The 14122-nt window shown below is 28.6% G+C and carries 10 protein-coding genes and 1 other annotated feature; of the genes, 5 read left to right on the forward strand and 5 right to left on the reverse strand.

Annotated features, from left to right (window positions below; translation table 11 throughout):
* Positions 1-64: 64 nt before the first annotated feature.
* Positions 65-1060 carry an asparaginase gene (locus IC175_RS10750; RefSeq protein ID WP_227432524.1) on the reverse strand — a complete coding sequence of 332 codons (996 nt, stop codon included), beginning with the start codon at positions 1058-1060 and terminating at the stop codon, positions 65-67.
* Positions 1061-1180: 120 nt separating this feature from the next.
* The gene (gene aspD / locus IC175_RS10755; RefSeq protein WP_227432525.1) at positions 1181-2809 is read right to left on the reverse strand and encodes an aspartate 4-decarboxylase; all 1629 of its coding nucleotides are present in this window, start codon (positions 2807-2809) and stop codon (positions 1181-1183) included.
* Positions 2810-3462: 653 nt separating this feature from the next.
* Between aspD and ilvA the strand changes: the two genes are divergently transcribed.
* Positions 3463-4680, forward strand: coding sequence for a threonine ammonia-lyase (gene ilvA, locus IC175_RS10760; protein ID WP_227432526.1), 1218 nt, complete (start codon positions 3463-3465; stop codon positions 4678-4680).
* A 93-nt stretch (positions 4681-4773) separates the two neighbouring features.
* The gene (locus IC175_RS10765) at positions 4774-5154 is read left to right on the forward strand and encodes a RidA family protein (protein ID WP_227432527.1); all 381 of its coding nucleotides are present in this window, start codon (positions 4774-4776) and stop codon (positions 5152-5154) included.
* A gap of 73 nt (positions 5155-5227) precedes the next feature.
* On the opposite strand, the gene IC175_RS10770 is transcribed toward IC175_RS10765, so the two are convergent.
* Together IC175_RS10770 and IC175_RS10775 are read right to left on the reverse strand one after the other, a co-directional pair.
* On the reverse strand, positions 5228-6637 hold the full coding sequence (locus IC175_RS10770; protein ID WP_227851506.1) for an MDR family MFS transporter: 1410 nt from the start codon (positions 6635-6637) through the stop codon (positions 5228-5230).
* Positions 6638-6640: 3 nt separating this feature from the next.
* Complete coding sequence (locus IC175_RS10775; protein ID WP_227432529.1) at positions 6641-7531, reverse strand: TetR/AcrR family transcriptional regulator; 891 nt, start codon at positions 7529-7531, stop codon at positions 6641-6643.
* Positions 7532-7809: 278 nt separating this feature from the next.
* Here IC175_RS10775 and IC175_RS10780 point away from each other — a divergent pair, with 278 nt between their 5' ends.
* Together IC175_RS10780 and IC175_RS10785 are read left to right on the forward strand one after the other, a co-directional pair.
* On the forward strand, positions 7810-8457 hold the full coding sequence (locus IC175_RS10780; protein WP_227432530.1) for a D-alanyl-D-alanine carboxypeptidase family protein: 648 nt from the start codon (positions 7810-7812) through the stop codon (positions 8455-8457).
* A gap of 325 nt (positions 8458-8782) precedes the next feature.
* Complete coding sequence (locus IC175_RS10785; RefSeq protein WP_227432531.1) at positions 8783-11422, forward strand: cation-translocating P-type ATPase; 2640 nt, start codon at positions 8783-8785, stop codon at positions 11420-11422.
* A gap of 62 nt (positions 11423-11484) precedes the next feature.
* Here the strand turns inward: IC175_RS10785 and IC175_RS10790 are convergent, their stop codons facing one another.
* On the reverse strand, positions 11485-12588 hold the full coding sequence (locus tag IC175_RS10790; RefSeq protein WP_227432532.1) for a pyridoxal phosphate-dependent aminotransferase: 1104 nt from the start codon (positions 12586-12588) through the stop codon (positions 11485-11487).
* A 360-nt stretch (positions 12589-12948) separates the two neighbouring features.
* Here IC175_RS10790 and IC175_RS10795 point away from each other — a divergent pair, with 360 nt between their 5' ends.
* Positions 12949-13770, forward strand: a complete 822-nt coding sequence (locus IC175_RS10795; RefSeq protein WP_227432533.1) for a Cof-type HAD-IIB family hydrolase — start codon at positions 12949-12951, stop codon at positions 13768-13770.
* Between the two features lie 78 nt (positions 13771-13848).
* Positions 13849-14059 (forward strand) — a binding site (T-box leader).
* Positions 14060-14122: the final 63 nt, after the last annotated feature.

Genomic DNA, 14122 nt, shown 5'->3' on the forward strand with positions numbered 1-14122 from the left:
GGGGGATGTTTTATTTTAAACTCTATGATATAATTTATTTTAAATTCTAAACTCTATAATATAATTAACAATAGATTCCTTTTTCAAAGAAGTCTTTGATTTCATCAATATTATTAGTCTTTCCAAGAGCTAAAATAAGTTTTATTCTAGCTTTTTGACCTGGAAGGTCTCCACCAAATATACATCCTATATTTTTTAAGTCTCTACCAGAACCAAAGTAACCATAACTATCAAATACTCTACCTGAATGGCATCTAGAAACTATAACAACAGGAAGTCCTTTTTCCCTTGCATATTCAACACCAGAAAGCATTAGAGGAGGAATATTGCCTCTACCCATAGCTTCAATAACTATACCTTTATATCCACTATCAACAGCAAATCTTATAAAATCTGCATCTTCTCCAACATATGCTTTAAATAGTGCAACTTTAGATTCTACTTTATCAGTATCTATAATGGTTCTATTTACAATATCTCTCGTAAGAACAAGTTCGTTACAGTCGATTATTCCCAATGGACCACTAGTTAAAGATTTAAATGTATTTAAAGAAAGTGTATTTGTTTTAGTAGCTTCAGAAGCCAATAGCACTTCGTTGTTTAAAACTACAAGAACTCCTTTACCCATAGCATCTTTAGATACAGCAGTACAAACTGATGCAGATAAATTGCTTGAACCATCATAGCCAAGTTCAGAGCTACTTCTCATAGCACCTGTAACTATTACAGGCTTAATATTATCAATTGTAAGGTCTAGAAAATAAGCAGTTTCTTCTAAACTATCAGTACCATGTGTTATTACAACTCCTGTGATATCTTTTCTTGCTAATAAATCATTTACATAATTTTTTAATTCCATCATTCTACAAGGTGTTATGTGAGGTCCTGGAATTTCATCAAAATTAAAAACTTCAACATCTGCAACTTTATCAATATTAGTGACCATAGATAATATTTGTTCCCCAGATAAAGTTGGTATAGCAGCACCTACTTTATCATCTACTGTCATAGATATAGTTCCACCAGTAAAGACTATGGCAACTTTTTTCTTAATACTCATAATATTCTCTGCCTTTCACAAATAAAATTTATAATTCCGATAGGATTATATCAAAAAAAATTATTTAGGTCTATATAAATCCTTTTATTCACATAATTTAGACATTTCAGTGTAATAGGATTATTTTTTTGTTTTTTCCCATTCAGCAATATAGCTATTCAATATTTCTCTTATTGCTTTCCCTATTTTAGTGTAGGCTTCATCATATAGATTTGCTAAAGATATTCTAATTGACCATTCAGGTCCATAGAATCCATTTCCACTAAGTAAGACTACTGAATAATCATTAGCCAATCTATAAAGTATATCTACTGGAGAGGCATTCTTACTTATAAATTTGAATAAATCTTCTCCATAGTTTATTTTAGCCCATTCTTCAATATCAAATTGAGTATAATATGCAGCATTATTTTTACTTTTATTAACTGGAAGCTCTAAAGCTTCAAACAATAGTTTTTGACGTCTATGACATATACTCATATTAAGTTTTTTGTAAGCATCAACTTTATCAATTAATGCAAAGGCAGAGAAAAATGACATTTGAACTTGTTGTGGAGTTGAAAGACCAGCAGTATGATTAAGAGCAACAAGTCTACTATCAGCAACAACTCTTTCCATAAATGAAAGACTAGAAGGATTAAGACTCATATCACTGTAACGCTTATCTACTGATTTCTTCAATTCTCCAGTTAAATCATTTATTTTTTTATCAAAAACATTCTTTTTATGAAGAGCGAATGTACCAAGTCTCCATCCTGTAACTCCAAAATATTTTGAATAAGAATAAACTCCAACAGTGTTATAAGGAAGTTTTGACATTAATGATGAGAAATCTTCTACAAAAGTCCCATATACATCATCTGATATTATCATTAAATCCTTATTATAATTTTCAATTACATCTATTAGATTATTACAAGATGTCTCATCCATAGCTATAGATGCAGGGTTGTTAGGATTAACAACAAATAAAGCCTTAATAGAATTGTCACGAAGCTTTTCTAATTCTTTTTTAGTATACTGCCATGTATGAGCACCTTTTTCATCAACTGCATTTGCGTTTATGTTTACAACTTTAAAATCATAGCGAGGAAGATTAGGTATCTCAAGATAAGGTGTAAATATAGGAGTCATTAAAGCTACTGTATCACCTTTTTTTAAAAGTTCATTTGCCATTAATGAATCAAATATATAACACATAGCAGCTGTAGCACCTTCAACAGCGAATATTTCTACATCACCATATTTACCTGATATATCATATTTCATTTCTTGAACTAAATAATCATGCACTATTTTTTCCATATGAGGCAACATTCTATCTGGAAGTGGATAATTATCACCAATAATCCCATCAGCTAGTTCATGAACAAATTCATCGCCATCAAATCCAAGTTCATTTATACCAAAATTTATAATATCTCTAGCTAAGTATGCTCCAGGCATATCTATATTTTCATTTATATATTTAAAGAATCTTTCTTTAATGCCCTTTTTTTGAGGCATACCAGCTAAATGTCCTAAATCCCAATTAGAACGTGTTTCAGTAATCGCAAAATGACCAAAAGTGAAAAAAGCTTCTCTAGCAGTTGAACAAGTCCAATTTGGATTTCCACGACCTGCATCAAGCAGTTCTCTATGATTTTCATTTGCAGTATGTTTCGCAATATCTATTAATTTGTCCTTAAATTCAAAAGGACTTATTTTTCCATATATGTTTTTGATTTCTTTATAAGTATTATTTTTCATGTTTAATTCCTCCTTATGTAATAAGTTTCACATTTTTATAATAAAATAAACAAGTTCCTAAAATGATTATACTTTAATTATAATAGGTTTATAGAAAAAGTAAAGTATAAAATTAAAATAATAACTCTATTTAGCTTTATAAAATGTATGTTAAAAGATAAAATACCTTTTAATAAAAAATGATTACTATATAAAATAAAACTCTAATTTAACTTGCATTTTATTTTTTTTGTTATATTTGTTATAAAAGGTACAGTTTTATTATTATGAAAATGTGTAAAATAAAACTTTTTTTATTTAATGTTGTTTATAAAAATATTTTAGGTTAGATGTGGTAATATTAATGTTATTAAAGAGAATAAAAAAACAATTTTTAATTAAGTAAAATAATATAAATATAAATTTTAATAAAAATAATAAAGAATAAACTGTTATTTTGATAAAAATGTAAAAATTATTTTAATATTATCATTTAGCGTAATCTAACTTAATTGAATAGATGTGTTTATTGTATTCAATTGTTGTATTTTTAGTTTTTTTGTGATTAATTAAAAAATTATAAAAATCGTTTACATGTTGATTTTTAAAAAAAAAAGATATAGAATTATATAGAAAGTAATAAATAAAAATTGGATTTACGGGAGTGGAATAAAATGATAAATGTTACCTTAACAGATGTGAAAGAAGCTAGAGAGACCATTAAAGACATAGTTAAAAAAACTGATTTACTTGAAAGCGTTAAACTTAGCGAAAAAACAGGAGCGAATGTTTTCTATAAATGTGAAAACCTTCAAAAAACAGGGTCTTTTAAGTTAAGAGGAGCTTGTAATAAAATAGCAAGTTTAACCGATGAAGAAAAAGCAAGTGGAGTAATAGCTTCAAGTGCAGGAAATCATGCACAAGGTGTCGCATTAGGAGCAAAAATGACTGGTATAAAATCAACAATAGTAATGCCAGCAACGGCACCATTGGCAAAAGTTAGTGCAACTAAAGGTTATGGAGCAGAAGTAGTTTTAAATGGTGCAGTTTATGATGATGCATATGCAAAAGCTGTTGAAATACAAAAAGAAACAGGAGCAACTTTCTTACATCCATTCAATGATAAATATGTTATAGCAGGGCAAGGAACTATATCTCTTGAAATTTTCGAACAATTAAATAATAAGGTTGATACTATACTATGCCCAGTTGGTGGTGGAGGAATAATATCTGGTGTTGCTGTTGCAGCAAAGGCATTAAATCCTAATGTAAAAATAGTTGGTGTTCAAACTGCAAATATACCTTCAATGAAAGAGTCAATTAAAAACGGAAAAGTAACAACAGCATTTAATGATAGTACAATAGCTGATGGTATAGCTGTTAAAACTCCTGGAGACTTAACTTTTGAAATAATAAATGAATTAGTTGATGAAATAGTAGTAGTTGAAGAAATAGAAATAGCTGAATCAATATTATTTATGATGGAAAGTCAAAAGATAGTTTCAGAAGGTGCAGGGGCTGTGTGTACAGCTGCAATATTAAGTGGTAAATATGCACCAGCAAAAGATGAAAACGTAGTGTGTATAATATCTGGTGGTAATATAGATATAAATACATTATATAGAATAATAGGTGTTGCTCTAGCTAAAGAAGGAAGAAGATATTCATTTAGTACAATTATGGAAGATAAGCCAGGAAACTTTGCTGAATTAACTAGAATAATAAGTGAGAATGGTGGAAATATTTTAAGTGCTAATCAAGGTAAATTATCAGCAGGTGAAGCTCTAGGAAAACAAAGTGCGGAATTTATATTAGAAACAATAGATTATGACCATATAGCAAAAATAAAGAACGCAATAGAAGAAAAAGGTTTTAAAATTATAGAATTATAATAAAAGTGTATATAATATACAAGAAAAATAGTATAATAGTGTATGAAGATACATTTTATGTATAGTAGATTAACCAATTAGGAGGATTTTAATATGAAACATGAAGTATTACATACTAATGATGCACCAGCAGCGTTAGGACCATATTCTCAAGCTATAAAAGCTGGAAACTTATTATTTGTATCTGGACAAGTTCCACTTGTGCCAGAAACTATGGAAGTAGTTGAAGGAGATGTACAAGCTCAAACTGCTCAATCTCTAAAAAATCTTAAAGCAATATTAGCTGAAAGTGGAGCTGATTTTTCAAATGTAGTTAAAACTACAGTATTTATAAAAGATATGAATGAATTTGGGGCTATAAACGAAGTTTATGCTGAGTATTTTGGAGAAAATAAACCAGCAAGAGCTTGTGTAGAAGTTGCTAGATTACCAAAAGACGTTAAAGTTGAAATAGAAGTAATAGCTGTATTATAAGATTACAATATTTTTCAAACTGAAAAAAAGAGATGTTTTAAGATTTTAATCTTAAAACATCTCTTTTTTTATTTTAACTTCTAACAGTTTGTCGCTCTTTTATAAAACATATTGATACAATTAATCCAATAAATGCAAGTGTAGCTGCTATTGAAAATGCTACATCTATTCCATGGATATTAGACAGGATAGCTGAACTCATGTGAGCTTTTTTAGTAGCAGTTGTCATTATAGTAATAAGTACAGCAGAGCCTATAGCACCAGATATTTGACGAAGTGTACTATTAATTGCTGTAGCATGAGATATAAGTTCTCTATCTAGTGTTTTAATTCCCCATGTAGTTAATGGCATTAGAACCATTGAAATACCAATCATACGAATACAATACATTAATGATATATGAATTAAAGATGTATCTTTGCCTAAAAACGCAAAAGATAAAGTTCCTAAAAATAAGCATCCAGTTCCTAATATTGATAGAGCGTGAGGACCATATTTATCTAGGTGACGTCCTGCAACTGGATTTAATGCAACCATTAGTATAGCACCAGGCATCATTAAAGAACCTGAAGCAAGTGCAGAGAATCCCCTTACAGATTGAATATATAGAGGTATCATTAATGTAGCAGACATCATTGAAGCATATACAATCATAATTAATAATGTAGAAATAAGAAATGGTTTATTTTTAAAAACTCTTAGTTCTAAGAATGGTTCTTTAGATTTTAATTGACGCCATGTAAACAAAATTAATGATACAATTCCTAATATTATTGGTAGATATGTTGCACTATTAGTCCAGCCATAATTACCTTGATTAGTAAACCCAATCAATAAACCACCAAAACCTAAAGAAGATAGTATTATTGAAGGTATATCCAGTTTTAGTTTCTGAGCTTCTCCAACATTTTTTAATAATATAAATGAAAGTATAACATCTAATATAGCTATAGGTGAAAGAAGCAAAAATAAACTATGCCAACCAAATGAATCTACTAACCATCCAGATAAAGTTGGTCCTATTGCTGGAGCAAATCCCACTGTAATACCAACTAGACTCATAGCTGTACCACGTTTTTCTATAGGACATAAATATAATATAATAACTTGTAAAAGTGGCATTAAAGAGCCAGAACCTACTGCTTGTAACACACGAGCAATCAACATAGTTGAAAAATCACGAGAGAAAAGTGCAATAACACATCCTAAAGAAAAGATAGTCATTGATGTAATAAATAATTTTCGAGTACTAAATCTATTTATCAAGTAAGCTGTTGTAGGAATAATGATACCTGCAATAAGTAGATAAATCGTAGTTAACCACTGACCAACATCAGCAGTAATTTTAAAATCTGACATTATATTGGGAAGTGCAGTTGCCAGTAATGTTTGACTAAGAGAGCTTATAAAAGCACCAGTCATTACGATTGCTATTATCAAATTTCCTTTTTTATTGTTTTTGATATTACTTTGTATTTCCATAGTTTATAACGTCTCCTTTTTTAATTGATTTTTAATACTATTCAATAAAAGTACTTTTGGTCTCAAAATGTCTTCTTTTTCTAGATATGTAATCATTGCATCCATAATTAAAGAATCATATAGTTGATTTTTTCCTTCTTCATATAATTTTTTTGATGCTTCTAGTAACTTAGGGTTTTCAACAAGAGAAGTGTTTGTTTTGATTAGCTCTTCTATATCCTCTATTGTTTTAAAAAATAATGATTTACTATAAAGAGAAGAATAAGCTTCATCTTCTTGTTCATATAAAAACATTGATTTTTCAATTAAAGGATTTAGGTTATCCGCATTTTCTACAACTAAATCAAGCATTTGTATAGTAAATTCAGCAATAAAGTATACATTTATTTCTCTTTTTTGTATATGAATAATATATGTAAACTGGTGAATTAGAGCATCTAGTAAGAAAACTAAATCAAATAGAATGTTTTCTATTTTGTCGCCATAATTATCAAATAAACTCAGCTTATATTCATTTAATAAATTAGCTCGAGATTTTTTTTGTAACTTACTTGTCGTTTTACGTTGCACTTCAGAAAAATTTTCCCTAACATAAGTATTTATAGTAGTTCTAGAAAAAATATTTCCCCATACAGCTATTATTTTTCTTTTTAATTTTTCAGATGGATGAATATCATTGTTTTCATTAATAGAATGTATAATTTCTAAAAATTTTTCGTCATAATAATTAATTATTTCACAGATAAAACTTTCTTTAGTTTCAAAATGTTTGTAAAAAGTAGCTTTAGACATTTTACATTCTTTTACAATATCTAGTATTGAAGTATTTTGAAAACCTTTTTGGTCAAAGATTCTTTGAGCAATAGTTATAATAAATTTTTGTTTGTCAGTCAATTGGCTATCTCCTTTCATGTAAAAACGATAAGTACTAAGTAGTACTTTAAAGTTTCCATAAATACATTATACATCATTTGGAAAAAAAATCAATATATGGACCTGTGATATAAAAAAATTGAAAAAATATTGTTAGTTTTAGTAACATAAAGAAGAATTTAAGAGTTTCTTAAGAATTGTTTAAAGAATTTGCAATAAATTAATGATATGATTATACTATGAAGTAAAATGTCTTTAAATTTTTTAGATATTAAATCTAAATTATGGGGGTGCAGTATATGAAAAAGAAAAGAGGCTTGATTATAGTTTTTGCATTTTTTCTAGTTTTCGCAAAAATGTTTATTAATATATCTAGTGGAGAAAATAAAATCATGGCATATGAAATAAGTAAGTATAGAAAAGGTGTGAACGTTTTATCAATAAATAATATTGTAGTAGCAAACAAAAAGTATAGCTTACCTGAAGACTATTCTCCACAAGAAAGTAATGAAGCAAAAGATGCTTTTTATAAAATGAATAAAGAGGCTCAAAAAGCAGGATTAAATCTAAAAGCCTTCAGTACATATAGAAGTTATAAATATCAAGAAAATTTATTCAACACATATGCAGAGAAACATGGTGAGAAGGAAGCAAACAGATTTTCAGCTAAGCCAGGAGAAAGTGAACATCAAACTGGACTTGCATTTGATATTGGAGGAGACGACCAATCTTGTTGGGCAAATAAAAAATTTAATAATACAAAAGAAGCTAAGTGGCTGTACGAAAATGCATATAAGTATGGATTTATACTTAGATATCCAGAGGGAAAAGAAAGCATAACAGGATACATGTATGAATCATGGCACTATAGATATGTTGGAACTGAACACAGTAAAAACTTTGCAATGAACAATCTAACACTAGAAGAATATTTACATATAGATTAAGCCATAATTTGTTAAATTTAGGTTAAAATAAAAAATAATCTAGACTATTAATTATGTAAGGTGTTATAATGTAAATACAATTAAAGATAACTACTCGAAGGGGAGTAGCTTACACGAAAGTGGTAATTAATCGTCAGGACAGTAGAGATACTCGGTTAATTAACAAGGAATTCCTTGATAGCAAGACCTTCAAAATAAGCATTAAGTATGTTTGTTTTGGGGTCTTTTTTTATTCAAGGAATTTTTTATTTAAAAAATTTAAAATTTCAAGTATACATAAGAGTCCCCAAACATAAAATAAATTTATTAAAGAGGAGGGCAACAAATGTCTTACAAAAGTACTTATCAAGAAATAATTAAAAATTTAGACTCAAGCTTAAATGGTTTGAGCAAGGAAAGAGCAGAAGAGCTATTAGAAAAAAATGGAACTAATGAATTAAAGGAAGCAGATAAGGTTCCTACGTATAAGCTTTTCTTAGAAAGTTTTAAAGACCCACTGGTAATAATTCTATTGATAGCTGCTTTAGTACAAATATTTTTAGGTGAAACTGTAGAGTCAATAATAATTTTTGCAGTTATTATTATCAACTCTGTTTTAGGAGTTGTACAAACAAAAAAAGCAGAAAGTTCATTAGAAAGTTTGAAAAATTTATCTGCACCAAATGCAAAGGTAATAAGAGATAATAAGAAAATGACAATTCCAGCAAAAAATTTAGTAGTTGGAGATATTGTATTTTTAGAAGCTGGTGATTACATACCAGCAGATGGAAGACTTATAGAAGCACAATCATTAAAGGTTGTAGAAGGGATGTTAACTGGTGAATCAGAACCAGTTCTAAAACATACAGAAAAAATAAGCGAAGATGTAAGTTTAGGTGACCAAAAAAACATGGTATTTAGTGGTGCTGTAGTCGTTTATGGTAGAGGTTCATTTGTAGTAACTGGAACAGGTATGAATACTGAAATGGGTAAAATAGCTGGTCTTTTAGAAACTGCGGAAAATAAGTTGACACCATTACAACAAAAAATAGAAGCTTTCAGTAAAAAGCTTGGTGTAGGTATTGTAGTACTTGCACTCTTAATATTTATAATTCAGGTAGCAAGAAATTATATGATGGCTGGAAATGGAGAAATGACACAAATTATTCTCGATTCATTCATGTTTTCTGTAGCAGTAGCAGTAGCAGCAATACCAGAAGCTTTATCATCAATAGTTACTATAGTGCTGGCTGTTGGAACAAACAGTATGGCAAAGAAACAAGCTATAATAAGAAAATTACCAGCTGTCGAGACTTTAGGTTCAACAAGTGTCATATGTACTGATAAAACAGGTACTCTTACACAAAATAAAATGACAGTTGTGGACTGTTATATGTATGGAACTAACAATGATGAGCTTAATAAAGAAAATATAAATTATTCTTATCATGCTAAATTGTTGACTATGGTTTCTACATTATGTAATGATTCTCATATAACTAGTGATGGAAAAGAAGTAGGTGACCCAACAGAAGTTGCACTAATAAATTATTCAAGCAAAAATGATTTAGATTATGATAGATTAAGAAGTAAATATATTAGAATAAATGAAATACCATTTGATTCAGATAGAAAGCTTATGTCTACAGTAAATAGTATATATGGAGATTATATAATGTTTACAAAAGGTGCTCCAGATATTGTATTTAGCAGATGTAAATATGCTTTAAAAAATGGCTCAAAAGTAGACATAACAGATGAGATAATAGAAGAATACAAGAATAAAAATGAAGAGTTTTCAAATAGAGCACTTAGAGTATTAGCATTTGCAATAAAAGATGTTCCAGAAGAAGGTTTTACACCTTCAATTGATGACGAACATGATATGATATTGGTTGGGATAATGGCAATGATAGACCCACCAAGAGAAGAAGTAATGGACGCAGTAAAAGAAGCAAAGAGCGCTGGCATAAAAACAGTTATGATAACTGGAGATCACAAAACAACCGCAGCAGCAATTGCAAAAGAAATAGGTATAATGGAAGATGGAGATTTAGCACTTACTGGAAAAGAGTTGGATGCATTAAGTGAAGAAGAATTAAATAAAAAATTAGAAGATATAAGTGTATATGCCAGAGTTTCACCAGAAAACAAAATTCGTATAGTAAAAGCATGGCAACATAAGAATAACATAACTGCTATGACTGGTGATGGTGTCAATGATGCACCAGCTTTAAAACAAGCAGATATAGGTATAGGTATGGGAAGTGGTACTGATGTAGCAAAAGATGCTTCTGCTATGGTCTTAGTTGATGATAACTTTGCAAGTATAGTAAATGCTGTTGAAGTTGGTAGAACAGTATATAGCAATATAATAAAAGCAATAACTTATTTATTTGCAGGAAACTTGGGTGCTATAGTGGCTATCTTGTTTGCAGTATTTGCAGGATGGTCGAACCCATTTACAGCTTTACAACTTTTATTTATAAACCTAGTAAACGACTCTTTGCCAGCAATAGCATTAGGATTTGAAAAATCAGAAAAAAATATAATGAATAAACCTCCTAGACATCCAGATGAAAGTATATTAGCAGGAGGAACATTAAAAGCAGTGGCTATAAGAGGTTGTATAATTGGTATAGTTACAATAATTGCACAATATATAGGATTACAAGTGTCACCAGAACTTGGTGTAGCGATGGCGTTTTCAACTTTAATATTAGCGAGAATAATGCAAACATTGCCTGCACGTTCTAATAATCAGACAATAGTAAAACTAGGCTTTTTTAGTAATAAATATGTTATAGGAGCAGTTTTAATATGTTTTGGACTTTACTCTTTAACATTAATGCCAGTTTTGAGAGGGATATTCTCTATACCAACAGTATTTGGTTTATATGAATTAGGAATTTGTTTAGGTTTAGCATTACTTTCATCAATATTGATGGAACTTAATAAATTAATGAATAGAAATATTGTAGAATAATTAAAAATACTAAACTAAAGGGACATATTGATTTTATCAATATGTCCCTTATATAGTTAGATTTATTCTAGATTATCGATTATTTGGAATGCTTTTATAACCTCAGGAAGTTCTTTTTCTTCAGGCATTCTAAATCTTATAAAGTTTTTATCAAGTCCAGTAAAATCGCTACCAGATATAACTCTTATTTTTAATTTTGCAAATTCTTGTTGTAAATTTATATCTTTATTTTTATGTTCAACTGTCATTATAGATACAGTATCACTAGTCTCAGCTATGTTAAGGTTTTTCCATGGAATCAATAGTTGATTTTTTATAGCTTTTGTTTTTTCTTTTAATTCTTCTATAAATTGAACATCATCTAATAAATTAGCTGCAATACTACGAGAGATTTCAGATACTTCGTAAGGAGTAGAAATCTTTTTAATAGGATTAACAAGTTGTTCAGGAAGGACTGCATATCCTGCTCTTAGTCCAGCCAAACCAAAACCTTTTGAGAATGTTTTTAGAACAATTACATTATCATAATCATTTAAAAGTTTTACAGCTGAATTTTCTTTTGGCATATATTCACCATAAGCCTCATCTATCATAACAGCTATATCATATTTTGCTGCCTCTTTTACTATATTTTCAATTGATGATAGAGGTATAATTTGTCCAGTAGGATTATTTGGGTTATCTATGTAAATTAATTTATATTCTGAATTTATTTTTTCAATAAATTCCTTTTCATTAAACTTGAAATTATTTTCTTTCTTTAAAAGAACATAGTCATAAGTAGCACCATGCATTTTTATATCTGTTTCATATTCTGAAAATTGAGGTGAATATCCTAAAACCTTATCTCCTTTTTCAATAAATAATCTATTTAAAAGATAAATAACATGTATAGAACCATCAGCTAGACAAATTCTATCAGTAGTTAGTGCTGTAAAGTCTTTCCAATAATCAACTATATTGTTTTTTAGACTAATTGAATGAGGGTATCCTCTTATCATATCAAATTCTAAAGCATTAAAAGCTTCTACAGCTTTATTTGAGAAAGATACTGTATTTATACCTTCGCCACAATCTATCTCAAATACATCTTCGCAATGACCAGATTCTATGGCATAACTTTTTTTCAACTGCATTTCAATAGCTTTGTTAATTTTTAATTTCATAGCTTATCACTCCTTATTTAGTCAATAATAAATGTTAAAAAAGTTGCTAGATTTAAAATATTGTGAAAATACATAATAGTAAAAAACAAATATAAATATTATAATAGCTCACTTTATTTAATATGATTATATATCATATATTGTAAAATTTCTAGCATTATAAGACTATAAATTGAAAATATTCAGAAAAATACTACAAGAAACGATTTATTTTGCCTTGATATGGAAGTATAGGAATGTTATTAATTTTATAAATTGGAATAGTTTAAGTGTAAAGTTATGATATAATTTAATAAGGGTAATTCTTTAAATTAGATTAAGGAAATATAAGTATACAATAAAATGTTATGGAGTTGGATGATGGGATATAAATTGATTGTAACAGATATGGATGGAACTTTATTAGGAAATAACCATAAAGTTACTGATGAAAATAAAATTGCACTGCAAAAAGTTATTAAAAGTGGTATTAATGTAACTTTAGCAACAGGAAGAACTTTCGATTCAGCTAAATGCAATGTAGATTTTCTTAAAGAAGATATGCCAATAATAGCTTGTAATGGCTCATTGATAAGGGAGCAAAATGGAAATATAATATATTCAAATAAAATTGATACAAAAACATGTCTAGATATTTTAGATGTGTTAGACAAATATAATATTTACTATCAATGTAATAGTATAGATTCCATGCTTTCAAAAAAAATAGAAGGGCGTGAAGATAGAATAAGTGTGTTTTTGGGCTCTGAAACAGAAGTAATTATAAGGGATGATTTAAGAGAAGAGATTTCTAAAAATGACATATTAAAGTTTGTAATAATAGAAGAAAAAAATCCAGCTATTTTAGACGAAATAAGAAAAGAATTAAAAAAAGTTCAAGGCATAAAAATAACTTCTTCTTGGCCAAATAATATTGAAGTTATGAATACTGGTGTTGATAAAGGCAATGCGGTTAAAATTTTAGCTGAAAAAATGAATATAGATAGAGAAGATATAATTGCATTTGGAGATAATTACAATGATATAGAAATGATACAATTTGCTGGTCTTGGTGTAGCTATGGGAAATGCAGAAGAATTGATTAAACAAGAGGCTGATTATGTGACAGATAGCAATCAAGAGAGTGGAGTTGCAAAAGCAATTTATAAGTTTTTTGAGTTAAAAGAGTCACTTAGTTCTTAAAAAAGGCATTTAAAGGAAAAAATAGGTTGACTATTTTATAGATAGTAATTATAATACAAATAGGTAAAATATAAAAATTTAGATTCAGTGAAGAAGAGAGTAGATATAAAGCAGGTCTCAGCGAGTTAGGGATGGTGTAAGCCTAATGATAATACTTTATATTGAATAGAGCTTTGGAGAATATTACTTGAAATTCAGTATGGTAATAGGTAATCTCGCCTTAAGAGAATAGAGTGGGTAAACATAGTTTATCAACTAGAGTGGTAACACGGAATATTTCGTCTCTTGGTCTTTTTGACCAAGAGATTTTTTATTTTTAGCTAAAGTAAAAATATTATAATTAAAATATAAA

It is taken from the genome of Clostridioides sp. ES-S-0123-01, assembly GCF_020658415.1.
Taxonomy (GTDB): Bacteria; Bacillota; Clostridia; order Peptostreptococcales; family Peptostreptococcaceae; genus Clostridioides.

Coding starts and splice junctions, on each gene's coding strand:
- IC175_RS10750 (WP_227432524.1), bottom strand. CDS start 1,060: ATGAGTATTAAGAAAAAAGTTGCCATAGTCTTTACTGGTGGAACTATA.
- aspD (WP_227432525.1), bottom strand. CDS start 2,809: ATGAAAAATAATACTTATAAAGAAATCAAAAACATATATGGAAAAATA.
- ilvA (WP_227432526.1), top strand. CDS start 3,463: ATGATAAATGTTACCTTAACAGATGTGAAAGAAGCTAGAGAGACCATT.
- IC175_RS10765 (WP_227432527.1), top strand. CDS start 4,774: ATGAAACATGAAGTATTACATACTAATGATGCACCAGCAGCGTTAGGA.
- IC175_RS10770 (WP_227851506.1), bottom strand. CDS start 6,637: ATGGAAATACAAAGTAATATCAAAAACAATAAAAAAGGAAATTTGATA.
- IC175_RS10780 (WP_227432530.1), top strand. CDS start 7,810: ATGAAAAAGAAAAGAGGCTTGATTATAGTTTTTGCATTTTTTCTAGTT.
- IC175_RS10785 (WP_227432531.1), top strand. CDS start 8,783: ATGTCTTACAAAAGTACTTATCAAGAAATAATTAAAAATTTAGACTCA.
- IC175_RS10790 (WP_227432532.1), bottom strand. CDS start 12,588: ATGAAATTAAAAATTAACAAAGCTATTGAAATGCAGTTGAAAAAAAGT.
- IC175_RS10795 (WP_227432533.1), top strand. CDS start 12,949: ATGGGATATAAATTGATTGTAACAGATATGGATGGAACTTTATTAGGA.